The sequence below is a fragment of the Bradyrhizobium canariense genome (assembly GCF_019402665.1).
GTDB lineage: Bacteria > Pseudomonadota > Alphaproteobacteria > Rhizobiales > Xanthobacteraceae > Bradyrhizobium > Bradyrhizobium canariense.
In genome coordinates, this window is sequence record NZ_VSST01000037.1 from 115,244 (window position 1) to 136,637 (window position 21,394).

Genomic DNA, 21,394 nt, shown 5'->3' on the forward strand with positions numbered 1-21,394 from the left:
AATACCTGAGGAACAAGTGAAGGGAGCAATGGCATCTTGCTAGCTTGTTTGCAGCCGCCAACAAAGGCGGATGTGGGGCCTCATCCTCACAGAGTTAAGAAAAAGGCCACCATCAAAATTTCACCTTTGTTAAGCTGTTGGCAACCGTAACCAGGCCTCCTGAGGGCGGATTTTGGCCGGACAGGTGTGGACATGATGCAATCAATGGCAGGGCTGGCGAAACGGGGCGGGTCCGTGACCGGTGCGACGATGATTGCGGCCGCCCTGCTGTTCCCGCTTCCCGCCGGCGCGCAGGCTCAGAACGGTCTGTCCAATCTGTTCGGCGGTATTTTCTCAGGCCCGAACCCGGCGACTTCGCAAGCAGCGCCCGGATCCAGCGGCGCTCAAACGGGAGTTCAACCCTGGACCGGCGAGGACGGCGCCTCCGGCCATCCGCTGATGACAGCCGCCGCGATCCGCGAGGCCGCGGGTAGCTTCAACAATTGCGTCGCAGGGATGTGGCCCGATGCCGCACGGCGCAACATCACGCAGGAAAATTTCCAGCGCTTCACGGCAGGCCTCGCGCCCGATCTGCGCATCATGGACCTGATGGACTCGCAGCCCGAGTTCACTAAGTCGATCTGGGATTATCTCGACATCCTCGTGAACGACAACCGCCTCGCCAAGGGCCGCGAGGTTCTCGCCAAGTACAAAGCGCAGTTCGACGCCACTGAAAAAGCCACCGGCGTCGACCGCTATATCATCGCCTCGATCTGGGGCATCGAGTCCAACTACTCGACGCAGATGGGCGATCGCAGCGTGCTGCAATCGACCGCGACGCTCGCCTGCATCGGGCGCCGCCAAGCTTACTTCAAGGACGAATTCCTCTCGGCGCTGGAGATCCTCAACCGCGGCGATCTCAGGCCCGAACAGTTGCGCGGCTCCTGGGCCGGCGCCTTCGGCCCGACGCAGTTCATGCCGACCGCGTTCAAGCGCTTTGCCGTGGACGGCGACGGCGACGGCCGGCGTGACGTCGTCGACAATCCCTCCGACCTGATCGCGTCGACCGCCAACAATCTGAAGAAGGACGGCTGGCAGGCCGGCCAGACCTGGGGCTACGAGGTCGTGGTGCCCCAAGGCTTCAACTACATGCTGGCCGACCGCGCCAAGGCGATGACGATGGCGCAATGGGAAAAGCTCGGCCTCAAGCGCCCGACCAACCAGCCCTTCCCGCATCCGGCGGAGAAGGCCTATCTGCTTGCGCCGGCCGGTGCCCAAGGGCCGGGCTTCCTGATGCTGCAGAACTTCCGCGTCATCATGAAGTACAACCCGGCCGAGGCCTATGCGCTGGCGATCGGCCATTTCGCCGATCGCCTCCGCGGCGGCCAGCCCTTCGTGCAGCCCTGGCCGCGGCAGGAGCGGGAGCTGTCCCGCACCGAGCGGCTGGAACTGCAGCAGCTGCTGGCCCAACGCGGCTTCTACAAGGGCACCCCGGACGGCCAGTTCGGCGGCCAGACCCGGGAGGCCCTGCGCAACTTCCAGGCCTCGATCGGGGTCCCCGCCGACGGTTTTGCCTCCTCCGACGTGCTGGACCGGCTGCGCGGGCGGTAAAATCGCGTCGAAAGTAACCCTGAACAGGGATTTTGGCAGGCAGCCTTGACGGCGGCGCCTGTTCCTCGGCGTATGGGTCAAAATCTGCAACAGAATCTGCCCGTTTGGCGCCCGATTCCGTTATTATATCGAGCGTGTCCCGATCCCCCATTGCGCGTGCCCGAGATCGCATGTCGAAGAAGTCCCTGCTCAAGGCGCTGACCGAGACCGGCCCGTTGATCGCGCTGGGGACGGCGCTTGCGATTCTGGCATCGGTTGCCGGCCCGGCCTCGGCGCAGTTCTTCAACTTCCCCGGCTTCGGCGGTCCACCGCAGCGCGCGGCCCCGCCGCCGCGCAATGGCGGAGGCGGCGGCTGGTTCGGCGGAGATTTCTTCGCGCCGTTCCAGCAGCAACAGCAGCAGGCGCCGCGCCAGGATTTTTCGCGCGCGCCGGCGCCAGCCAAGCGTGACACCACGCCCGACAAGAACGTGCTGGTGATCGGTGACGCCATGGCCGACTGGCTCGCCTACGGCCTGGAAGACGCCTACACCGAGCAGCCCGACATGGGCGTGATCCGCAAGCACAAGACCACATCCGGCCTGATCAAGTACCAGCCGAAGGGCGAGCCCTCTGATTGGGTGGCTGCGGCCAAGGGCATTCTCGAGACCGAGAAGCCTGAAATCATCGTCGTCATGCTCGGCCTCAACGACCGCATCTCGATCCGCGAGCCGGTGGCCGAGAAATCCGACAAGGCCTCGGACAAGGACAAAGACAAGAAGAACGACAAGGGCGCCCGCGCCAAGCCGCAAGGAAAGCCGGGTGACAAGCCGGGCGATGCCAAACCCGACACGGCCGCCAAGCCGGACGACAAGCCCGCCGACACCGACCTGCCGCAGGATGATGCCGATAGCGCCGACACGCCTGCGGCCGCGCCCGAAAAGACGGCGCGCAATCCGAACGGTGTCTACGAATTCCGCGACGAGCGCTGGGTCGAGCTCTACGGCAAGAAGATCGAGGAGCTCGCCAACGTCCTCAAGGCCAAAGGCGTGCCGGTGCTCTGGGTCGGCCTGCCCGCGATCCGCGGCCCCAAGGGCACGGCGGACATGCTGTTCCTGGATTCGCTCTATCGCGAAGGCGCGGCCAAGGCCGGCATCACCTATGTCGACGTCTGGGACGGCTTTGTAGACGAAGCCGGCCGCTTCCTTCAGAAGGGCCCGGACTTCGAAGGCCAGATCCGTCAGCTCCGCAGCGGCGACGGCGTCTATTTCACAAAACCCGGCGCGCGCAAGCTCGCGCATTATGTCGAGCGCGAGATCACGCGCCTGCTCGCAGGCCGCTCCGGTCCGATCGCGCTGCCGAGCGAGCCGGCGACACCCGATACCAGCGCCGAGCCCGGCAAGCCCGCACCGCGGCCGCTGGCCGGCCCGATCGTGCCGCTGGTTGCGGCCTCGATCTCGACCGATCAATTGCTGGGTGGGCCGGGCTCGCGTCCTGCCGCCGTCGATGCGCTCGCTGCGAAGACGATGGTGAAGGGCGAGCCACTGGCTGCGCCTGCCGGCCGCGCCGACGACTATGCCTGGCCGCGCCGCGAAGTCGGCCGCGAGCAGGCCAAGGGCGATACGCCGGTCGCCACGACGACACCCGATGGCGGTACGCCGGGTGCGGCCGCAGCGATCGCCCCGCCAAAGCTTGCGCCGAAGAAGCCACCGGCGCAGCAGCAACCGGCACAGGCAGCGCCATCGATGCGCGATTTCTTCGGCTTTGGCTCGCCGCCGCCCCCGTCGCGTCAATTGGCGCCAGCGCCGCGCAATCCGACTCCCAACCCCGCGATCCCGCGGCCGCCTGGCAATGTCGGGCGATCGGCGGAAGTGTTCCGATAATTTTTCTAAGCTGAGGTCTTCGTGTTCCGGACGCTCTGCAGCGTGAAACGCTGCTGCGCAGAGCCGGGACCAGCACGTCCAAAAAGAATGGGCCCCGGCTCAGCAACGCGGCGTTACACGCCGTGTTGCGTCCGGGGCCTGATGCTTATCGTGCGTTGGCTTCAGCCGTAATAGCGCCAGCGCGGCGGCGGGCGGCGCGAAGGCCGTGCCATCAGCAACGCGAGGGCGAAGCCGATACCGCCGGCGACCAGCAGCGCGCCGAGCGGGTTGTCCTGCACCTTCTGGGCAATCGCCTGCGAACCGTCGCGCAAGGTTTCGGCCGGCTTGTCATAGGCGTCCTTGGCATAGCTGGCCGCGGTGTCCGTCGCGTCACGGACGGCATCCTTGGCTTGGCCGTAGAGATTCTGCACGGAGCCTGCGGCTTCCCGCGCCTTGCCCGACGCCTGTGTCTGCGCATCGCCTGCGAGATCACCGACAGCGCCTTCCGCGCGTCCGGCGAATTCCTTGGCCGATCCGACAATCCGATCTTTATCCATGATGCTCCTCCTCGGGGGTCAGCCCAAGTAACCGATCAGGAGCGGCGCAGTTCCATGTGACTTGAAATTGGACTCAAAGAATGAGCCCTCGTCGACGACCAATGTCTGGCCGATGATGTAGGACGACAGCGGCGATGCCAGGAACAGCGCCGCGCCCGCCATGTCAGCCGGCGTGCCCAATCGCCGCAGCGGAATGCGCGAAAGTGCACCTTCGAGCCGCTTGGGATTGTCGGTCGTCACCTTCGTCATCTTGGTGTCGACCAGACCGGGCGCGATGCCGTTGACGCGGATGCCGTCTTCGGCCCAGGCCTCGCCCAGCGTCCGCGTCAATCCGACCGCGCCCGTCTTCGACGCGTTGTAAGCAGGATTGCCCATGGTGGAATGATAGGCCGCGGTCGAGGACACCATGATCAGCGATCCCCGCGAGTCCCGCAGCATCGAATGAAAGCGCGTGGCGCAGGCCATCAGGCTCATCAGATTGACCTCGACGACCTTGCGGAAGCCCGCCATCTCGAACTCGCCACGGCGATAGAGCACCGCGCCCTGCGCGAGCACCAGGATATCGAGCCGTTCGAACGACGGCTTGAACGCTTCGACCGCTCCGGCATTGCCGACGTCGAGCTGCGCGTAGGAAAGACCGGTGAGATCCGAGCCCTCCGCTTGCGAATATTCCTTCGCGTGAGCCCGCGTGCCGCAGACCGCTACTTGCGCGCCCCTGACGCGAAAGGCTTGCGCGATGCCGTTGCCGATGCCGCTGGATCCGCCGACGACCAGCACCTGCTTGCCTGGGAAATCGAGTTCGTTCGTCATCGGGGCCTCCCTTTTGTTCTGCTTGTTTGACCTGTCTGCGGATCGATGCCAGCCTTGTCCATCTCATAACAAGAAACAAGACGCCGCGAGGAAACAGCATGTCCGAGTTCAAACAGCTCAGCCGGTCCGTGAAGGGCCTGACCGTTCTCGTCACCGGCGCGGCCAGCGGCATGGGGCGTGCAACGGCACGCGTGTTCGCCGCTGACGGCGCCAACGTTGCCATCACGGATTATGACGAGCAAGGCGCCCTGGCCGTCGCGAAGGAGATCGCGGCAAGCGGCGGCGCCGCGAAAGCCTGGAAGCTCGACGTTGCCGACGGCGATGAGATCAAACGCGTGGTCGGCGACGTCGCCGCGCATTTCGGCGGGCTCGACATCATCGTCAACAATGCCGGCATCTCCGTGCGCGTCGCGATCGACGACGAAGCCTATGAGGACGCCTGGACCAGGGGTATCGCGGTGATGCTGACGGCGCATCCGCGCATCATCCGCGCCGCGCTGCCTCACTTGCGCAAGTCGAACAGCCCGCGCATCGTCAACATCGCCTCGACCGAGGCGCTCGGCGCCACCGCATTGCACAGCCCCTATTCGGCGGCGAAGGGCGGCGTCGCCAGCCTCACCCGCTCGCTCGCGGTGGAGCTCGGCCGCGAAGGCATTACCGTCAATTGCATCTGCCCGGGGCCGGTCCGCACCGCCATCACCGACCGGATCTCGGAAGAGCACAAGACCATCTACGCCAAGCGCCGCACGGCACTCGGCCGCTACGGCGATCCGGAGGAGGTCGCGCACATGACGCTGAGCCTGTGCCTGCCGGCGGCGTCCTTCCTCACCGGCGCGGTCATCCCTGTCGACGGCGGCCTGATGGCGCGCAACGCGTGAGAGCTGTAGCCCGGATGGAGCGCAGCGCAATCCGGGAAGGTCTTTCCGCGGCACGATGCCCCGGATTGCGCTTCGCACCATCCGGGCTACAGGCAGCTATGCGCACCGAGCGTTGACATCGCCCGTTACGGGAGTAACTTTTTCCTCGACAGAGCGGGACCAACCGCTTGCACGCCCGGGAGAAAACGCCATGACGATCGCCATCCGGCAACTTCAGACACATTTTGTCGGCGAGGTTTCCGGCCTCGATCTGCGACAGCCTCTCACACCAGATGAGGCGCGCGAGGTCGAAGCCGCCATGGACAAATATGCGGTGCTGGTGTTCCACGATCAGGACATCACCGACGAACAGCAGATGGCCTTTGCGCTGAATTTCGGCCAGCGCGAGGACGCGCGCGGCGGCACCGTGACGAAGGAAAAGGACTACCGGCTCCAGACGGGCCTGAACGACGTCTCCAATCTCGGCAAGGACGGCAAGCCGCTGGCGAAGGACAGCCGCGCGCATCTGTTCAATCTCGGCAACTGCCTGTGGCATTCCGACAGCTCGTTCCGCCCCATCCCGGCAAAATTCTCGCTGCTGTCGGCGCGCGTGGTGAACCCGAAGGGCGGCAACACCGAATTCGCGGACATGCGCGCGGCCTATGATGCGCTCGACGACGAGACCAAGGCCGAAATCGAGGACCTCGTCTGCGAGCACTCGCTGATGTATTCGCGGGGATCGCTCGGCTTCACCGAATACACCGATGACGAGAAGCAGATGTTCAAGCCGGTGCTGCAACGTCTCGTGCGCACCCATCCCGTGCATCGCCGCAAGTCGCTCTATCTCTCATCGCATGCGGGCAAGATCGTCGGCATGAGCGTCCCCGAGGGCAGGCTGCTGCTGCGCGATCTCAACGAGCACGCGACGCAAAGCGAGTTCGTCTACGTCCACAAATGGAAGCTGCATGATCTCGTGATGTGGGACAACCGCCAGACCATGCACCGCGTCCGCCGCTACGACCAGTCGCAGCCCCGCGACATGCGCCGCGCGACGGTGGCAGGCACGGAGCCGACGGTGCAGCAGCAGGCGGCGGAGTAGGTGCTACCCAGTAATCGGTGTCATCGCCCGGCTTGACCGGCGATCCAGTACTCCGAGACGGTTGTGACAGAACCGATACGCCGCGGCGTACTGGATGCACCGCCTTCGCGGGGCATGACAGCAAGGCTACGCGTGGCCCGCCTCGTTCGAGAGCATGCCGGGATCGATGCCGATCTTGCGCAGCGCGCGTCCGTATTTTTCGTCGACGTCGTCGCCAAAGATCAAATCCGAATCCGCGTCGCAATGCAGCCAGCCATTGCTCTGGATTTCGGTCTCGAGCTGGCCCGGCGCCCAGCCGGCATAGCCGAGCGCGAGGATGGCGTGCTTGGGACCGGAGCCGTTGGCGATCGCACGCAGGATGTCGACGGTCGCGGTGAGGCAGACGCCGTCGTCGATCCGGAGCGTCGCGTTCTCGATGTAGAAATCGCTGGAATGCAGCACGAAGCCGCGGCCGGTATCGACCGGACCGCCGCGTAGCACCTTCATGCTTTCGGCATTCTCCGGCAGCTTGATGTGCTCGCCCTTCTTGATGATGCCGAGTTGCTCCAACAGCTCGGGGAAGTCGATGCTGCCGGCCGGGTGGTTGACGATGATGCCCATCGCGCCTTCGGCGGAGTGGGCGCAGAGATAGATCACCGAGCGCTCGAAGCGCTCGTCGCCCATCACGGGCATGGCGATCAACAACTGGCCGTCGAGGTAGCCCGCCGAACTCGGGAGCGCGGGGGCTGACTTGCGGGTGCTTTCGCCCGTCCTCTTGCCTGTGGGAGCCATCGGTGAAGCACTCCGGTTTCAGTTCCTATCCTGATGTCGGGCCGACCGGCTGTCAAATCAAGGCTTGCAGGGACTCGATTCAAGTGCATCCATCACAAGCAATTCAATGGTTTGCCGCGGGGTCACCCTGTAAAGACGTACCATGCTGACAAGAGTTCCCCTGCGTGCGGCGGTTGGCGTCGCGACAACCCTGCTCGCGTCGTCGCTGGCGCTTGATGCCCATGCCGACGATTCATCGCCATGGCAACGCGACGGACATTCCGCGGTGCGGTTGCTGGCGGGATCGCGCAGCGGCGCCGTCCTGCTCGGCGGTATCGCCTTCCAGATCCAGCCCGGCTGGAAGACCTATTGGCGCATGCCGGGCGATTCCGGCGTTCCGCCGCGCTTCGATTTCTCGAAATCCGACAATGTCGAAGCGGTGACGGTGATGTGGCCGGCCCCGCAGAAATTCGACGACGGCGCGGGCGGCCATTCGATCGGCTATCACAACCAGATCGTGCTGCCCCTGCGCATCATCGCCAAGGCGGCCGACAAGCCGGTGACGCTGCGCGCCGAAATCAATTATGCGGTGTGCGAAAAGCTGTGCATTCCCGTCGAGGCCCGCGCCGAGCTCGGCTTCAACAGCGTCGCCTCGACCGAGGATGCCAATCTGCGTGCAGCGCTCGACACCGTGCCCAAGCCTGCCACCATCGGCGATCCCAACCCGCTCACCATCCGCGACGTCAAGCGTGACGGGCCCAAGAATGTCGTAGTCGACGTGGTCGCGCCCGATGCGCGCACCGTCAATCTCTACGTGGAAGGCCCGACGCCTGATTGGGCGTTGCCCATCCCGGCACCGGTCGAGCCCAGCCCACCGGGCGTGAAGCGATTTTCTTTCGAGCTCGACGGACTGCCGCCGGGCGCCAAGCCCGACGGCGCAGCGCTGAAGTTCACGCTGGTCGGACCGGAGAAGTCGTACGAGTTCAATACCAATTTGGAGTGATTGTCGTCCTGGACAAGCGGAGCGTAGATCCAGGACCCATTACCCCAAGGCGTAGTGCTGGCGCGAAACTGCTAACCTCGAATCTTCGCCAAACCTCTCCCTGGGGTAATGGGTCCTGGCTTTCGCCAGGACGACGTTGGAGTTGCAACACACTCCACCCAACCGAATCTTAACGAATGGTTGCTAATCCCCTAGGCTAGCGCGGCAAGTCTGCCGCAGCATTCCTGTGCGCCTCGGGGATCCTTCGAATTGGCCGTGATGGATGCAGAACCCGCAACGACCGGACCTGCCGGCCTTATCGCGCGGCTGCGCCAAAAATTGACGGGCGGGTCGAGCGAGGCGTCGCTGACGCGGCGGCTGGCCGGCACCATCTTCGTCATCCGCGTGATCAGCGCCGGTCTTGCCTATTTCTCGCAGGTCCTGCTCGCGCGCTGGATGGGAACGTCGGACTACGGCGTCTATGTCTATGTCTGGACCTGGGTGCTGCTGCTCGGCAGCATGATGGACTTTGGCATCTCGGCCTCCGCGCAAAAAATCATTCCGGAATACCGCGGCCGTGGCGAGCATGCGCTGCTCCGCGGCTTTCTCTCGGGCAGCCGCTGGCTGACCTTTGCCGTTTCCGCACTGGTGTCGCTCGGCCTTGCCGGTATCGTCAAATTGCTGTCGCCCTGGATCGATCCGGCCGAAGAGCTGCCGCTCTACATCGGCTGCATGACGCTGCCCGCTTTCGTCGTCGCCAACACCCAGGACGGCATCGCGCGTTCGCATGACTGGATGCAGCTCGGCCTGATGCCGCAATTCATCATTCGCCAGGCGCTGATCATCGTCATCACGGCCTGCGCCTTCCTGCTCGGCTATCATCTCGGCGCGGTCGCCGCGATGGTCGCGAGCGCCGGCGCGGTGTGGATCGCGATGACCGGGCAGATGGTGGTGCTGAACCGCAAGCTCGGCGGTCATATCGAGCCGGGCCCCAAGGCCTACGACATCGGCGGCTGGCTCGCCGTGTCGCTGCCGATCCTGCTGGTCGAAAGCTTCTACCTGCTGCTGTCCTACACCGACGTGCTGGTGCTGCAGCAGTTCCGCCCCTCCGAGGAGGTCGGCGTCTATTTCGCCGTGGTGAAGACGCTGGCGCTGGTCTCCTTCATCCACTACGCGATGTCGGCGACAACAGCGCATCGCTTCGCCGAATACAACGCTGCGGGCGACAAGGCGCGGCTGTCGGCCTACGTGGCGCATGCCATCAACTGGACGTTCTGGCCGTCGCTGGCGGCGACCATCGTGCTGCTCGCGCTCGGCAAGCCGCTGCTCTGGCTGTTCGGACCGCAATTCGTGGTCGGCTACGACATCATGTTCGTCGCCGCGATCGGTCTCGTGGTCCGCGCCGCGATCGGCCCGGTCGAACGGCTGCTCAACATGCTCGGCCAGCAGAAGATCTGCGCGCTGGCCTATGCGCTGGCGTTTGCGATGAATCTGGTGCTCTGCATCGCGCTGGTGCCGCGCTTCGGCGGCCACGGTGCTGCGGCCGCGACCTCGATCTCGCTCAGTTTCGAGACGGTGCTGCTGTTCTGGATCGTGCGACAACGGCTCGGCCTGCACGTGCTGGCGTTCGGACGCTAGCCATCGGCTCAAGGCGATTGGAAAGCCATCCGCCGCCTGATATGGTCGGATCCATGGCTGCAAGCGATCTGCGAAACCTTCTGGAACGTGCCCAGACTTGGCCTGAAGAGGCCCAGAAGGAGTTGGTTGCCATTGCAAGCGAAATCGAGAGTGAGCTGCTCGGCGGCGAGTATCTTGCAACGCAAGAGGAATTGCGAAGCATTGACGCGGCCTTGGCGTCGATAGATCGCGGCGAGGTCGCTACGGATGCCGAGGTTGCGGAGGCCTTCGCGAAATTTGCGCGGGGATGAAGATCGTCTGGACGCGAGGGGCGCTTGCTGATCTCGCGGACATCGCGACCTATTATGCCAGCAACGCCAGCCCTGTGATCGCGGAAGCTGTCGGCCAGAGATTCGTTGACGTCGTGGAACGTGTCCGTGTCGCGTCTTTCTCGGCGCTACGCGTTGCGCACCGTTCCGAGGTTCGTGTCGCAGCGGTCGTCCGCTACCCATTCGGGATATTTTACCGTGTCCGTGGCGACGTCATCCATATCGTCCACATCCGCCACACGTCACCGCGACCGGTCGCGGCGCTGAATGAGCCCGGAAGGCAGTATGCCTATTCTAGAGCGTTATCTGTTCTGATTGAATGAGAACCGAAGCTCTGGATTCCGGTTTTGACGTCTAACCGAAATGTCCGTTTCGCGAGAGGGCGATGAATTGGAGAAAACGCCTCCGCTCCGCCCCCCTGCAGGAGGATTTTTCTTATTCGGTGCAAGCGGTTGCACCGCAGGGAAAGTTTATTCTACGTCATATTGCCCAACTGACGAGATAAACCTAAGATTCCCCGGACATGATCGATCCACTCTACGTCGCCTCCGGTTTCGGCGTCGGCCTGCTGGTCGGGATGACCGGCGTCGGCGGCGGTTCGCTGATGACGCCGCTGCTGATCCTGCTGTTCGGGATTCATCCATCGACCGCGGTCGGCACCGACCTGCTCTATGCCGCCGCCACCAAGACCGGCGGCAGCGTGGTGCATGGCTGGTCGCGCAGCGTGCACTGGCCGGCGGTGCTGCGGCTCGCCTGCGGCAGCCTTCCGGCGAGCGCGCTGACGCTGCTCGTGCTGTGGAAGCTCGACCTCAAGAGCGATTCCGAGCGCAATCTCGTCAACCTCGTGCTCTGCTTCGCACTGCTGCTGACTGCGACCTCGCTGATTTTCCGCAGATCGATCATGGAGCGCTATCGCCGGCGCCTGGAGCAGGTCGATGACCGCACCACGGCGATCGCGACCGTCATCACCGGAATCGTGCTCGGCGTGCTGGTTTCGATTTCATCGGTCGGCGCCGGCGCGGTCGGCGTCACCGTTCTGCTGCTGCTCTATCCGCGACTGCCGGTGGTGACCATCGTCGGCTCCGACATCGCCCATGCGGTCCCGCTGACGCTGATCGCCGGAATGGGGCACTGGGCGCTTGGCGACGTGGATTGGGCGCTGATGGGCGTGCTGCTGTTGGGCTCGCTGCCCGGCATCGTCGTCGGCAGCTTTAGCGCGACACGCGTGCCCGAGACGGTGCTGCGCCTGACGCTGGCCAGCGTACTGTTCGTGGTCGCCGGCAAGATCATGTTCGCGGAGCTGCACCTGTCCTCGGCGTTCGAGACGGCGCTGGCCTGGACACACTGAACGGAGAACGGCGTCGTCCGATATCATCTTGTAGGGTGGGCAAAGCGAAGCGTGCCCACCACTTTTTTCCTCATTCGAACAAACAATGGTGGGCACGGCGCTGACGCGCCTTTGCCCACCCTACGGCACCGCCGAACTACTCCGCGGTCCAGCCGCCGTCGATCGACAGATTCGTGCCGGTGATCTGCGCGGCATCGTCGCCGCACAGGAATAGCGCGAGGGCTGCGACCTGCTCGGAGGTGACGAACTCCTTGGTCGGCTGCGCGTCGAGCAGCACGTCGTTGATGACCTGCTCGCGCGTGAGATTGCGGGCCTTCATGGTGTCGGGGATCTGCTTCTCCACCAGCGGCGTCCAGACATAGCCCGGGCTGATGCAGTTGCAGGTGATCTTGCTGGTCGCGACCTCCAGCGCCACGGTCTTGGTCAGGCCGGCGATGCCGTGCTTGGCCGACACATAGGCCGACTTGAAGGGCGAGGCGACCAGCGAATGCGCCGACGCCGTGTTGATGATGCGGCCCCAACCCTTCTTCTTCATGCCGGGGACGGCGGCGCGAATGGCATGGAAGGCCGAGGACAGGTTGATCGCGATGATCTGGTCCCATTTCTCCGGCGGGAATTCCTCGATCGGCGAGACGAACTGGATGCCCGCATTGTTGACGAGGATGTCGACCGAACCAAAACTCTTCTCGCCGAGCGCGATCATCCCGGCGATTTCGGCCGGCTTGGTCATGTCGGCCGGCGAATAGACCGCCTTCACGCCGAAATCGGACTCGATCTTGGTGCGCTCCTTCTCGATGTCCTCCGGCGAGCCGAAGCCGTTGATGACGACATTGGCGCCGGCGGCGGCGAAGGCGCGCGCATAGGCGAGCCCGATGCCGCTGGTCGACCCGGTCACGACGGCGTTCTTGCCTGACAGACTACCCATATTACTCGCTCCTTTTTGGCGGGGGCACAGTGATGTCCCCCGTGAGATCGTAGGTCACCATGGTCTCGCCGGATTGCGGCCGCTCGAGCCAGTCCTTGTGGCGCATCGACAGATGCACGTCACGCACGCCGGCTTCCCAATGCTCGACCATGGCGACATGCGAGAAATCGTAATCCTTGGACGAGGATTCGTAATTCTTGCTGCGGTAAATCAGGTGCACGACAGTCACGGTGCTTTCGCGCGATACCTTGGCAAGGAATTCCACGGAAGGGTCGTTCTTGAGATAATCGGGCAATTTGGAAATCAGGTCGCGCACGGCCCTCCGGGCGTTGTGCACCTGCTTGTTCTTGTCGGTGTTCATCCGCGTGCGGCTGGAGAAGCGGATGTCCTTCTCGCGCTCGGTCGCCTCGAGCAGCGAGGTCGGCAGATCGCCGCGGGCGCTGAACAGGTCGATCTGAAAGATCAGGAGGTCGCGGTCGGTCTCGGCGTCCAGCACGTAGTCGAGCGGCGTGTTGGAGGCGATGCCGCCGTCCCAATAATGCTCGCCCTCGATCACAACGGACGGAAAGCCGGGCGGCAGCGCGCCGGAGGCCATGATGTGCTCGGGGCCGATTTTCTTGCCGAGCTTCCTGAACTCGAAATTGTCGAAATATTTGAAGTTGCCGGAAGTGACGCCGACCGCACCGACCGACAGCCGCGTCTTCAGATCATTGATGCGGTCGAAATCGACCAGACGCTCCAGCGTCTTCTTCAGCGGTGCGGTGTCGTAATAGCTCTCGGCCTGCGGGCTGCCGGGCGGCCAGAGCGGCGCGGGCGGAATGCGCGGCGTGAAGAAGCCGGGCACGCCGAAGGTCGCGATCAATGCGGCGCTGGTCGAGTTGAACAGCTCGCGGCTGTGGTCGCTCTTGCCGATCGGCTTCCACGGCACGGGCGCGGAGACCATCTCCCAGAATTCCTTGAGCCGCTTGACGCGCGTCTGCCCTTCGTTGCCGGCGATGATCGCGGCGTTGACCGCGCCGATCGAGATGCCGGCGACCCAGTCCGGCTCGAAGCCGGCATGGCAGAGCGACTGATAGGCGCCGGCCTGATAGGAGCCGAGCGCGCCGCCGCCCTGGAGGACCAGGACACGTTGCGCGTTCGCGGGGATTGTTGCGACTTCTGGACTATGATCAATCATGCGGGAACAGTAGCAGATGGCGAGCGACCGTGGCGACAGTCTGCCGCGGCGTCAATGCATCCCGGGATCAAGTCTGGCTTATCGGGCGTCCGTCGAGGCCAGGATCATGGTCCAGAACACCTTGTATTTGGTGCCGGGAGCATAGCCCGCCGCGATGCCCAATTTTGTGACACCGCTCTTGAGCATGTTGGCGCGGTGCGGGGGCGAGTCGCGCCAGCCGGAAAACGCTTCCGCCAGCGTATGATAGCCGGCCGAGACGTTCTCGACCGCAACGGTCGCCGGATAGCCGCCGGCGCTGAGGCGCTTAGCCAGCGGCGCGCGGACGTCGTGGTCCATCTTGTTGGCGGCAGCCATGGCCTGGGACTGAGATTCGGCGAGACTCATCAGGGCAGGATCGATCACGACGGTGCCGAGCCCGTTGTTCTGGCGGTATTGCGAGATCATGATCGCTGCCGCCTGCGCATCGAGCTTTGCGCCCGGGACAGCCATATCGGCATACATCGAGGGCTGCTGGACCGGTGCCTCGTTGCCGGCACAGCCGGCGAGCAGCAAAAGGATGAGTATCGCGGCCGCGACGCGCATGAACAGGAGCCCCCAAATCAGGCGCCGTTGTTGCATACCAACCGTGGCTGAAAGGTGAATATTGAGGAAAAATTGACCCGTTGAGCGCGCTCAGGTGCCCGCAAAGATCCGGTAGCGGCGGGGCTCCAGGCCGATCGTGTCGCCGGCGCGCAGTTCCCTGTCGCGGGGAGCGTCAATCTCGATGGTTTCTCCGCCTGATAGTGCCACCTCGGCCCGCTGCACGGGACCGAAATTCCGGACATGCCGCACGGCGCCCTCAAAGGCACCGCTGCCGGGCGGGCCAACCAACATGTCGTGTCGCCGCACGAACAGTCTTGACGCGCCAGGCGCATGCCCGTCTGCCGCGAGCCGAAGCGGCCGGTCGCCGAGCGTGATGAGACCGTCCGCGATCAGGACCGGAAGCTCGATGGATTCGCCGATGAAGCTGTGGACGAAGGCGGTCGCCGGGCTCTCATAGACGTCATCGGGCGAGCCGATCTGCTCGATCTTGCCCTTGTCCATCACCACCACGCGGTTGGCGACTTCGAGCGCCTCCTCCTGATCATGGGTGACGAAGATCGAGGTGACGTTGATCTCGTGGTGCAGCGAACGCAACCATTTGCGCAGCTCCTTGCGCACCTTGGCATCAAGCGCGCCGAAGGGTTCGTCGAGCAGCAGGATGCGCGGCTCGATCGCGAGCGCGCGGGCCAGCGCGATGCGCTGGCGCTGGCCGCCGGAGAGCTGGCTCGGATAACGGTCGGCGAGCCAGTCGAGCTGCACGAGATCGAGCAGCTCCTTGACGCGCGCGCGGATGGTCGCTTCGTCCTTGCGGATCGCGCGCGGCTGCACGCGCAGCCCGAAGGCCACGTTCTCGAACACGGTCATGTGCCGGAACAGCGCGTAGTGCTGAAACACAAAGCCGACGTGCCGCTCACGCGCGCCCTGCGCCAGCGCGTCCTCGCCGTTGAAGGACACCTCGCCGGAATCGGGCCAGTCGAGGCCGGCGACGATGCGCAGCAGCGTGGTCTTGCCGGAGCCGGAGGGACCGAGCAGCGCCAGCAGCTCGCCATTGTCGACTTTGAGGTCGACGCCATCGAGCGCTTTGAAGCTGCCGAACTTCTTGACGAGATTCCTGACTTCAATGCTCACTTGCGTCATGTCCTTCGTCGAGGTGATTTTCCAGAACGGTCTTGGCGATCAGCGTGATCAGCGCCAGCATCGCCAGCAGCGAGGCGATCGCGAACGCCGCGACGAACTGGTATTCGTTGTAGAGAATCTCGACCAGCAGCGGCATGGTGTTGGTCTCGCCGCGGATATGGCCGGAGACGACGGAGACCGCGCCGAACTCGCCCATCGCGCGCGCGTTGCAGAGCAGGACGCCGTAGAGCACGCCCCATTTGATATTGGGCAGCGTGACGCGGAAGAAGGTCTGCAGGCCCGAGGCGCCGAGCGAGATCGCGGCCTCCTCCTCCTGCGTGCCCTGCTCCTGCATCAGCGGGATCAACGCCCGCGCCACGAAGGGGAAGGTCACGAAGGTGGTCGCAAGCGCGATGCCGGGCACCGCGAACAGGATCTGGATGTCGTGATCGCGCAGCCAGCCGCCGAAATAGCCCTGCGCGCCGAACAGCAGCACGAAGACGAGACCCGAGATCACCGGGCTGACCGAGAACGGCAAATCGATCAGCGTGATCAGGAAGGTCTTGCCCGAGAATTCGAATTTTGCAATCGCCCAGGCCGCGACGAGACCGAACACGAGATTGAGACCAACCGAGATGGCCGCCACCACGAGCGTCAGCTTGATCGCGGACAACGCTTCCGGGTCGGCGAGCGCGGAGAGATAGGCGAGGACGCCCCTTGAGAAAGCTTGTGCGAAGACCAGGGCCAGCGGCAGCACGACGAACATGGTGAGAAAGATCACCGCCAGCGCGATGATGACGATGCGGACCGCCTTTGGCTCGGTGCGGAGATTGTTGCGTGCGGCCGCGGCATGCGCGCGTGCCCTGGCGTCCGGAGCCGAAAGTGAGACGGAATCTGCGATCTGCATCGTCATCGCATCCTCCTCAGCGCACAGGTATCCGGCTCTGCGCCCAGCGCTGGAGCCGGTTGACGGCGAAGATGATGACGAAGGAGACGACGAGCATGACGACGGCGATCGCGGTCGCGTCGGCATAGCGAAACTCCGATAGCCGGATCACGATCAGGAGCGGCGCGATCTCGGAGACGTTGGGCAGATTGCCGGCGATGAAGATCACCGAGCCGTATTCGCCGACGGCGCGGGCGAAGGCGAGCGCGAGGCCCGTGAGCAGCGCCGGCCCCAGCGAGGGCAGGATCACGCGAATGATGGTCTGCCAGCGACTGGCGCCGAGACTGCCCGCGGCTTCCTCAATCTCGGGGTCGATATCCTGGAGCACCGGCTGCACCGTACGCACCACGAAGGGGATGCCGATGAAGATCATGGCGACGAAGATGCCGACCGGCGTAAACGCCACCTTGATGCCGAGCGCGGCAAGCGGCGCACCCAGCCAGCCCTTCTCGGCGAACAGGGCGGTCAGCGCGACGCCGGCAACGGCCGTCGGCAGTGCGAACGGCACATCAACGATGGCATCGAAGATGCGCCGGCCCGGAAAGCGGTAGCGCACCAGCGCCCAGACGATGATGCTGCCCATTACCAGATTGACGCAGGCCGCCGCGAAAGCGAGTCCGAACGACACCCGCAGCGCGTTCAGGGTGCGGCGGCTGGAGAGGATGTTCCAGAATTGCTCGGGGCTCAGCTCAAGCGATTTCAGGAACAGCCCGGCGAGCGGAATCAGGATGATCAGGGTCAGCCAGGAAAGCGTCAGTCCCATGGTGAGACCAAAGCCCGGCAATGTCCGGCGTCGTGCTGCGATTACGCTCACCAGGCCCCCTGCTAAAGCCCCTCCGACGGCGCCCGATCAGTTCTTGTAAATCTGATCGAAGACGCCACCGTCGGCAAAATGTTCCTTCTGCGCCTTGGTCCAACCACCAAAAACGTTGTCGATCGTGAATAGTTCGACCTTGGCGAAGGCGTTTTCGTATTTTTTCGCGATCTCGGCATCGCGAGGACGATAGAAATTGCGCGCGGCGATCTCCTGACCTTCCTTGGTGTACCAGTACTGAAGGTAGGCGTCGGCAGCGTTGCGGGTGCCTTTTTTATCGGCGACCTTGTCGACAATCGTAACCGGCGGCTCGGCGAGGATCGACAGCGGCGGCGCGACGATCTCGAACTTTTCGGGGCCGAATTCCTTAAGCGCGAGATACGCCTCGTTCTCCCAGGCGAGCAGCACGTCGCCGACGCCGCGCTCGACGAAGGTCACGGTGGCGCCGCGCGCGCCGGTATCCAGCACCGGAACCTGCTGGTAGAGTTTTCCGATGAAGTCCTTGGCCTTGTCGGCCGAGCCGTATTTCTTCTGCGCAAAGCCCCAGGCGGCAAGATAATTCCAGCGCGCACCACCCGACGTCTTCGGGTTCGGCGTGATCACGGCAACGCCCGGCTTGAGCAGATCGTCCCAGTCCTTAATAGCCTTGGGATTGCCCTTCCGCACCAGGAACACGATGGTGGAGGTATAGGGCGATGAATTCTGCGGCAGTCGCTTCTGCCAGTCGGCTGCGGTGAGCCCTTTCCCGGCGATGGCGTCGATATCGTAGGCAAGCGCCAGCGTCACCACGTCGGCCTGCAATCCGTCGATCACCGCGCGCGCCTGCGATCCGCTGCCGCCATGCGACTGCTTGATCTCGACGCTCTTGCCGGTTTCCTTCTGATAGGCAGCCGCGAACGACTTGTTGAACTCGGCATAGAGCTCGCGCGTCGGATCGTACGACACGTTCAGCAGATTGATGTCAGCAGCGAGAGCCGAGCTTGCCAAAGAAGCCGTCACGAGGAGGCCTGCCGCGAGCGGGACGATACGGCGCATCATGTCCATCTCCATTTACCTCGACGACATCTGTGTCATCGATGGCATGCGGGCATAACTCGGGTCGAAACGCGCTCAAGTCAACGGAACCGGATTTCCTTGTTCGTAGCCGGGCAGCGCGACTGTGCTACGAAATCTTCATCGTATGGATGCCGCATTCTGTCTTCGCTCGGCCGCGCCAGCGACCGGCGCGTGCGTCCTCGCCTTCGGCCGTTCTGCTGGTGCAAGGCATACACCCAACCGACAGAAAACCGGAGGCGGCCAGTGGATGACGCGGCAATTTGGCGCGGACGAAAATCGCTTCGAGTTCCTCACGCGAGACATTGGCGAAGGGGTTGAACTTCAACCTTGTGCCATCGTCTTCGACCACAGGAATGTCGGCGCGGGTACTGCCCTGGAAGCGCTTGCGACCGTTGAGCCATGCATCGAACGGTTTCAGCGCACGCGCCAGCGGCTCGACCTTGCGAATACGGCAGCAGGCATCCGGATCGGAGAACCAGAGGTCGCGATCGCCATCCTCGCGCGCCAGCGTCTCCTCCGCCGGCTTGATCGAGCGGACATCCTTCAGGCCGAGCATCGCAATCAGCGTATCGCGATAGGCAAGCGTCTCCTCAAACAGCCAGCCGGTGTCGAGAAAAATCACCGGGATCGCCGGATCGACGTCGGCCATGACTTTCAACAGCGTCGCCGATTCCGTACCGAAGGACGACACCAGCGCGAGCTTGTCGCGACCGACCGCCTTCAAGGCCGCTGCGATGACCTCCGCGGGCGAGGCATCGCGCAAGGCACGATCAAGTTCCTGCGCCGAAGGCGGCGCAGAGCCGGATATGGGCGAAACCTGAGGCGCGATGACGCTCATGTGCCGACACCTTCGGAGTGGCGCAGCTGCATGCGCCGGTGCAGCGCGGTGATGCGGCCATCGCCGGTCGGCTGGTAGAACACCGAATAGCGCTTCGCGGTCTGCATGAAGGCTTCCGCGTCGGCCTGCTTCTTGACCTCGAAGGAATCGAAGCCGGCGCGCAGCATGAACACGAACTGGTCGCGCAGCACCTGGCCCGTGGCCCGCAATTCGCCGCGGTAGTTGTAACGCTCGCGCAGCAGCCGCGCCTGGCTGTAGGCGCGCCCGTCGCGGAAGGTCGGGAAGACCAGCGCGACCACGGCGATCTTGCCGAGGTAGGGCACCAGTTCGGCGATGTCGCGATTGTTCGGCCAGATCACGCCGACCTTGCCGGCCCGCTTGAGCAGCGTATCCACCTCGCCGATGAAACGCTCGGCCGGGACCAGGACATCGCCGCTCTCGGGTAGCGGCGTGTCGACGGCGAGCTTGACGAAGCTGTCGTCGGCGATCTTTCCGCCGTTAACGAGTGGCATAGACGCGCTCCTTGAAGGGTTCGACGCCGAGGCGCTTCACCGTGTCCATGAACAGCTCTTCGGGCCGCTCGCGCAGCGCCAGATAAGCTTCCACGATGTCCTCGACCACGTCGGCGACCTCGTCGAACTTGACGCCTGGACCGATCAGATTGCCCAGCGCGGCGCTCTCGTCGGCGCGGCCGCCGATGGTGATCTGGTAGACTTCCTCGCCGTTCTTCTCGACGCCGAGAATGCCGATATGGCCGACATGGTGATGGCCGCAGGCATTGATACAGCCGGAGATGTTGATGTGGAGCCGGCCGATCAGATTGGCGAGTTCGTGGTTGGCGAAGCGCCGCGTCAGCTCCTGCGCGATCGGAATCGAGCGCGCATTCGCCAGCGAGCAATAGTCGAGGCCCGGACAGGCGATGATGTCGGTGATCAGATTGACGTTCGGGGTTGCCAGCCCGAGCTTGTCGAGCGCCTTCCACAAGCCCGGCAGGTCGCGCTTGGCGACATGCGGCAGCGCCAGGTTCTGCTCGTGGCCCACGCGAATCTCACCGAAGGAATATTTGTCGGCGAGATCGGCGAGCGCATCCATCTGCTCGGCGGTGGCATCGCCCGGAGGCGCGCCGATCGGCTTCAGCGAGATCGTGACGATGGAATATCCCGGGTTCTTGTGCGGGGCGACCGAGTTCTTGCGCCATGCCTCGAAATCCGGATCGGCCGCGGCCTGGCGCAGTTCGTCCGGATTGTGCGGCAGCTTCTCGTAAGCGGGGTAGGTGAAACGCGAGCGGATGTCCTCGATCACCTCGTCGTCGATCTGGAGCGAGGAGTTGCGGATATGCTGCCACTCCTCCTCGACCTCGCGCGAGAATTTTTCGATGCCGAGCTCGTGCACCAGGATCTTGATGCGCGCCTTGTAGATGTTGTCGCGGCGGCCGTACTGGTTATAGACCCGCAGGATCGCCTCGATGTAGCTGAGGATGTCGCGGCCGTGGACGAAGTGCTTGATGGTCTTGGCGATGAACGGCGTGCGGCCGAGACCGCCGCCGACCAGCACCTCGAAGCCGGTTTCGCCCTTCTCGTTCTTGATCAGACGCAGGCCGATATCGTGGATCTTGATCGCGGCGCGATCGTGATCCGACGCGGTGATCGCGATCTTGAACTTGCGCGGCAGGAACGAGAATTCCGGATGCAGCGTGGTGTGCTGGCGGATCAGCTCCGACCAGATACGGGGATCCTCGATCTCGCCGGGCGCGACGCCGGCCCACTGGTCCGAGGTGACGTTGCGCATGTTGTTGCCGGAGGTCTGCATCGCATGGATGCCGACCTCGGCGAGATCAGCCAGCGCGTCCGGCAGTTCGGCGAGCTTGATCCAGTTGAACTGGATGTTCTGCCGCGTGGTGAAATGGCCGTAGCCGCGGTCGTATTTGCGCGCGACGTGGGCCAGCGCCCGCAACTGGTTCGACGCCAGCGTCCCGTAGGGGATCGCGACACGGAACATGTAGGCGTGCAGTTGCAGATAGACGCCGTTCTGAAGCCGCAGGATCTTGAACTCGTCTTCGGTGAGCTCGCCGGAGAGGCGGCGCTTCACCTGGTCGCGGAATTCCGAGACGCGCTCGTTGACGAGCGTGCGATCGATTTCGTCGTAAGCGTACATGAGAGAATG

At 64.0% G+C, this 21,394-nt stretch carries 22 protein-coding genes; 9 read left to right on the plus strand and 13 right to left on the minus strand.

Translation table 11 applies throughout. The annotated features are described in order from the left end of the window. Window positions 1-192 precede the first annotated feature (192 nt). The gene (locus tag FXB41_RS19575) at window positions 193-1,590 is read left to right on the plus strand and encodes a lytic murein transglycosylase (RefSeq protein WP_007599883.1); all 1,398 of its coding nucleotides are present in this window, start codon (window positions 193-195) and stop codon (window positions 1,588-1,590) included. Between the two features lie 170 nt (window positions 1,591-1,760). Next, complete coding sequence (locus FXB41_RS19580; RefSeq protein WP_219682882.1) at window positions 1,761-3,449, plus strand: SGNH/GDSL hydrolase family protein; 1,689 nt, start codon at window positions 1,761-1,763, stop codon at window positions 3,447-3,449. Window positions 3,450-3,610: 161 nt separating this feature from the next. On the opposite strand, the gene FXB41_RS19585 is transcribed toward FXB41_RS19580, so the two are convergent. Both FXB41_RS19585 and FXB41_RS19590 read right to left on the minus strand, forming a co-directional pair. Next, window positions 3,611-3,985 carry a CsbD family protein gene (locus FXB41_RS19585; RefSeq protein WP_007599877.1) on the minus strand — a complete coding sequence of 125 codons (375 nt, stop codon included), beginning with the start codon at window positions 3,983-3,985 and terminating at the stop codon, window positions 3,611-3,613. 18 nt (window positions 3,986-4,003) lie between these two features. Next, window positions 4,004-4,795 carry an SDR family NAD(P)-dependent oxidoreductase gene (locus FXB41_RS19590; RefSeq protein WP_246648984.1) on the minus strand — a complete coding sequence of 264 codons (792 nt, stop codon included), beginning with the start codon at window positions 4,793-4,795 and terminating at the stop codon, window positions 4,004-4,006. A gap of 98 nt (window positions 4,796-4,893) precedes the next feature. On the opposite strand from FXB41_RS19590, the gene FXB41_RS19595 reads away from it, so the two are divergent. Then, entirely contained in the window at window positions 4,894-5,673 is a 780-nt protein-coding gene (locus tag FXB41_RS19595) for an SDR family NAD(P)-dependent oxidoreductase (RefSeq protein ID WP_219682883.1), read from the plus strand. 190 nt (window positions 5,674-5,863) lie between these two features. Continuing rightward, window positions 5,864-6,751 carry a TauD/TfdA dioxygenase family protein gene (locus tag FXB41_RS19600; RefSeq protein ID WP_007599867.1) on the plus strand — a complete coding sequence of 296 codons (888 nt, stop codon included), beginning with the start codon at window positions 5,864-5,866 and terminating at the stop codon, window positions 6,749-6,751. Window positions 6,752-6,877: 126 nt separating this feature from the next. Here the strand turns inward: FXB41_RS19600 and FXB41_RS19605 are convergent, their stop codons facing one another. Next, window positions 6,878-7,522, minus strand: a complete 645-nt coding sequence (locus FXB41_RS19605; protein WP_007599866.1) for a YqgE/AlgH family protein — start codon at window positions 7,520-7,522, stop codon at window positions 6,878-6,880. A 142-nt stretch (window positions 7,523-7,664) separates the two neighbouring features. Here FXB41_RS19605 and FXB41_RS19610 point away from each other — a divergent pair, with 142 nt between their 5' ends. The 5 genes from FXB41_RS19610 (at window position 7,665) to FXB41_RS19630 (ending at window position 11,777) form a co-directional block, all read left to right on the plus strand. Continuing rightward, window positions 7,665-8,504: a protein-disulfide reductase DsbD domain-containing protein gene (locus FXB41_RS19610; protein WP_007599865.1), complete on the plus strand. Its 840-nt coding sequence runs from the start codon at window positions 7,665-7,667 to the stop codon at window positions 8,502-8,504. A gap of 249 nt (window positions 8,505-8,753) precedes the next feature. After that, on the plus strand, window positions 8,754-10,121 hold the full coding sequence (locus FXB41_RS19615; protein WP_219682884.1) for a flippase: 1,368 nt from the start codon (window positions 8,754-8,756) through the stop codon (window positions 10,119-10,121). 53 nt (window positions 10,122-10,174) lie between these two features. After that, the gene (locus tag FXB41_RS19620) at window positions 10,175-10,411 is read left to right on the plus strand and encodes a hypothetical protein (RefSeq protein ID WP_219682885.1); all 237 of its coding nucleotides are present in this window, start codon (window positions 10,175-10,177) and stop codon (window positions 10,409-10,411) included. Then, a complete protein-coding gene (locus tag FXB41_RS19625; protein WP_219682886.1) occupies window positions 10,408-10,752 on the plus strand; it encodes a type II toxin-antitoxin system RelE/ParE family toxin in 345 nt (114 codons plus the stop codon). The genes FXB41_RS19620 and FXB41_RS19625 overlap by 4 nt, the downstream gene beginning before the upstream one ends. Before the next feature lie 200 nt (window positions 10,753-10,952). Next, window positions 10,953-11,777 (plus strand): sulfite exporter TauE/SafE family protein, encoded by an 825-nt coding sequence (locus FXB41_RS19630; protein ID WP_219682887.1) that lies wholly within the window; start codon window positions 10,953-10,955, stop codon window positions 11,775-11,777. Window positions 11,778-11,913: 136 nt separating this feature from the next. Here the strand turns inward: FXB41_RS19630 and FXB41_RS19635 are convergent, their stop codons facing one another. The 10 genes from FXB41_RS19635 to FXB41_RS19680 form a co-directional block, all read right to left on the minus strand. Beyond that, window positions 11,914-12,702, minus strand: a complete 789-nt coding sequence (locus FXB41_RS19635; protein WP_007599857.1) for a 3-hydroxybutyrate dehydrogenase — start codon at window positions 12,700-12,702, stop codon at window positions 11,914-11,916. A 1-nt stretch (window position 12,703) separates the two neighbouring features. After that, window positions 12,704-13,879, minus strand: coding sequence for a DUF3734 domain-containing protein (locus FXB41_RS19640; protein ID WP_219682888.1), 1,176 nt, complete (start codon window positions 13,877-13,879; stop codon window positions 12,704-12,706). Between the two features lie 78 nt (window positions 13,880-13,957). Beyond that, window positions 13,958-14,461 (minus strand): CAP domain-containing protein, encoded by a 504-nt coding sequence (locus FXB41_RS19645; protein WP_219682889.1) that lies wholly within the window; start codon window positions 14,459-14,461, stop codon window positions 13,958-13,960. Window positions 14,462-14,551: 90 nt separating this feature from the next. Beyond that, window positions 14,552-15,589, minus strand: a complete 1,038-nt coding sequence (locus FXB41_RS19650) for a sulfate/molybdate ABC transporter ATP-binding protein (protein WP_219682890.1) — start codon at window positions 15,587-15,589, stop codon at window positions 14,552-14,554. Then, the gene (gene cysW, locus FXB41_RS19655) at window positions 15,579-16,490 is read right to left on the minus strand and encodes a sulfate ABC transporter permease subunit CysW (protein ID WP_007599850.1); all 912 of its coding nucleotides are present in this window, start codon (window positions 16,488-16,490) and stop codon (window positions 15,579-15,581) included. Before cysW ends, FXB41_RS19650 begins: the two co-directional genes overlap by 11 nt. Window positions 16,491-16,500: 10 nt before the next feature. Continuing rightward, window positions 16,501-17,286 (minus strand): sulfate ABC transporter permease subunit CysT, encoded by a 786-nt coding sequence (gene cysT, locus FXB41_RS19660; protein ID WP_007599849.1) that lies wholly within the window; start codon window positions 17,284-17,286, stop codon window positions 16,501-16,503. 87 nt (window positions 17,287-17,373) lie between these two features. After that, window positions 17,374-18,387, minus strand: a complete 1,014-nt coding sequence (locus FXB41_RS19665; RefSeq protein WP_088941139.1) for a sulfate ABC transporter substrate-binding protein — start codon at window positions 18,385-18,387, stop codon at window positions 17,374-17,376. A 112-nt stretch (window positions 18,388-18,499) separates the two neighbouring features. Then, window positions 18,500-19,231 (minus strand): phosphoadenylyl-sulfate reductase, encoded by a 732-nt coding sequence (locus FXB41_RS19670; RefSeq protein WP_007599847.1) that lies wholly within the window; start codon window positions 19,229-19,231, stop codon window positions 18,500-18,502. Continuing rightward, window positions 19,228-19,743, minus strand: coding sequence for a DUF934 domain-containing protein (locus FXB41_RS19675; RefSeq protein WP_007599845.1), 516 nt, complete (start codon window positions 19,741-19,743; stop codon window positions 19,228-19,230). The genes FXB41_RS19670 and FXB41_RS19675 overlap by 4 nt, the downstream gene beginning before the upstream one ends. After that, the gene (locus tag FXB41_RS19680) at window positions 19,730-21,385 is read right to left on the minus strand and encodes a nitrite/sulfite reductase (RefSeq protein ID WP_007599843.1); all 1,656 of its coding nucleotides are present in this window, start codon (window positions 21,383-21,385) and stop codon (window positions 19,730-19,732) included. The genes FXB41_RS19675 and FXB41_RS19680 overlap by 14 nt, the downstream gene beginning before the upstream one ends. Window positions 21,386-21,394: the final 9 nt, after the last annotated feature.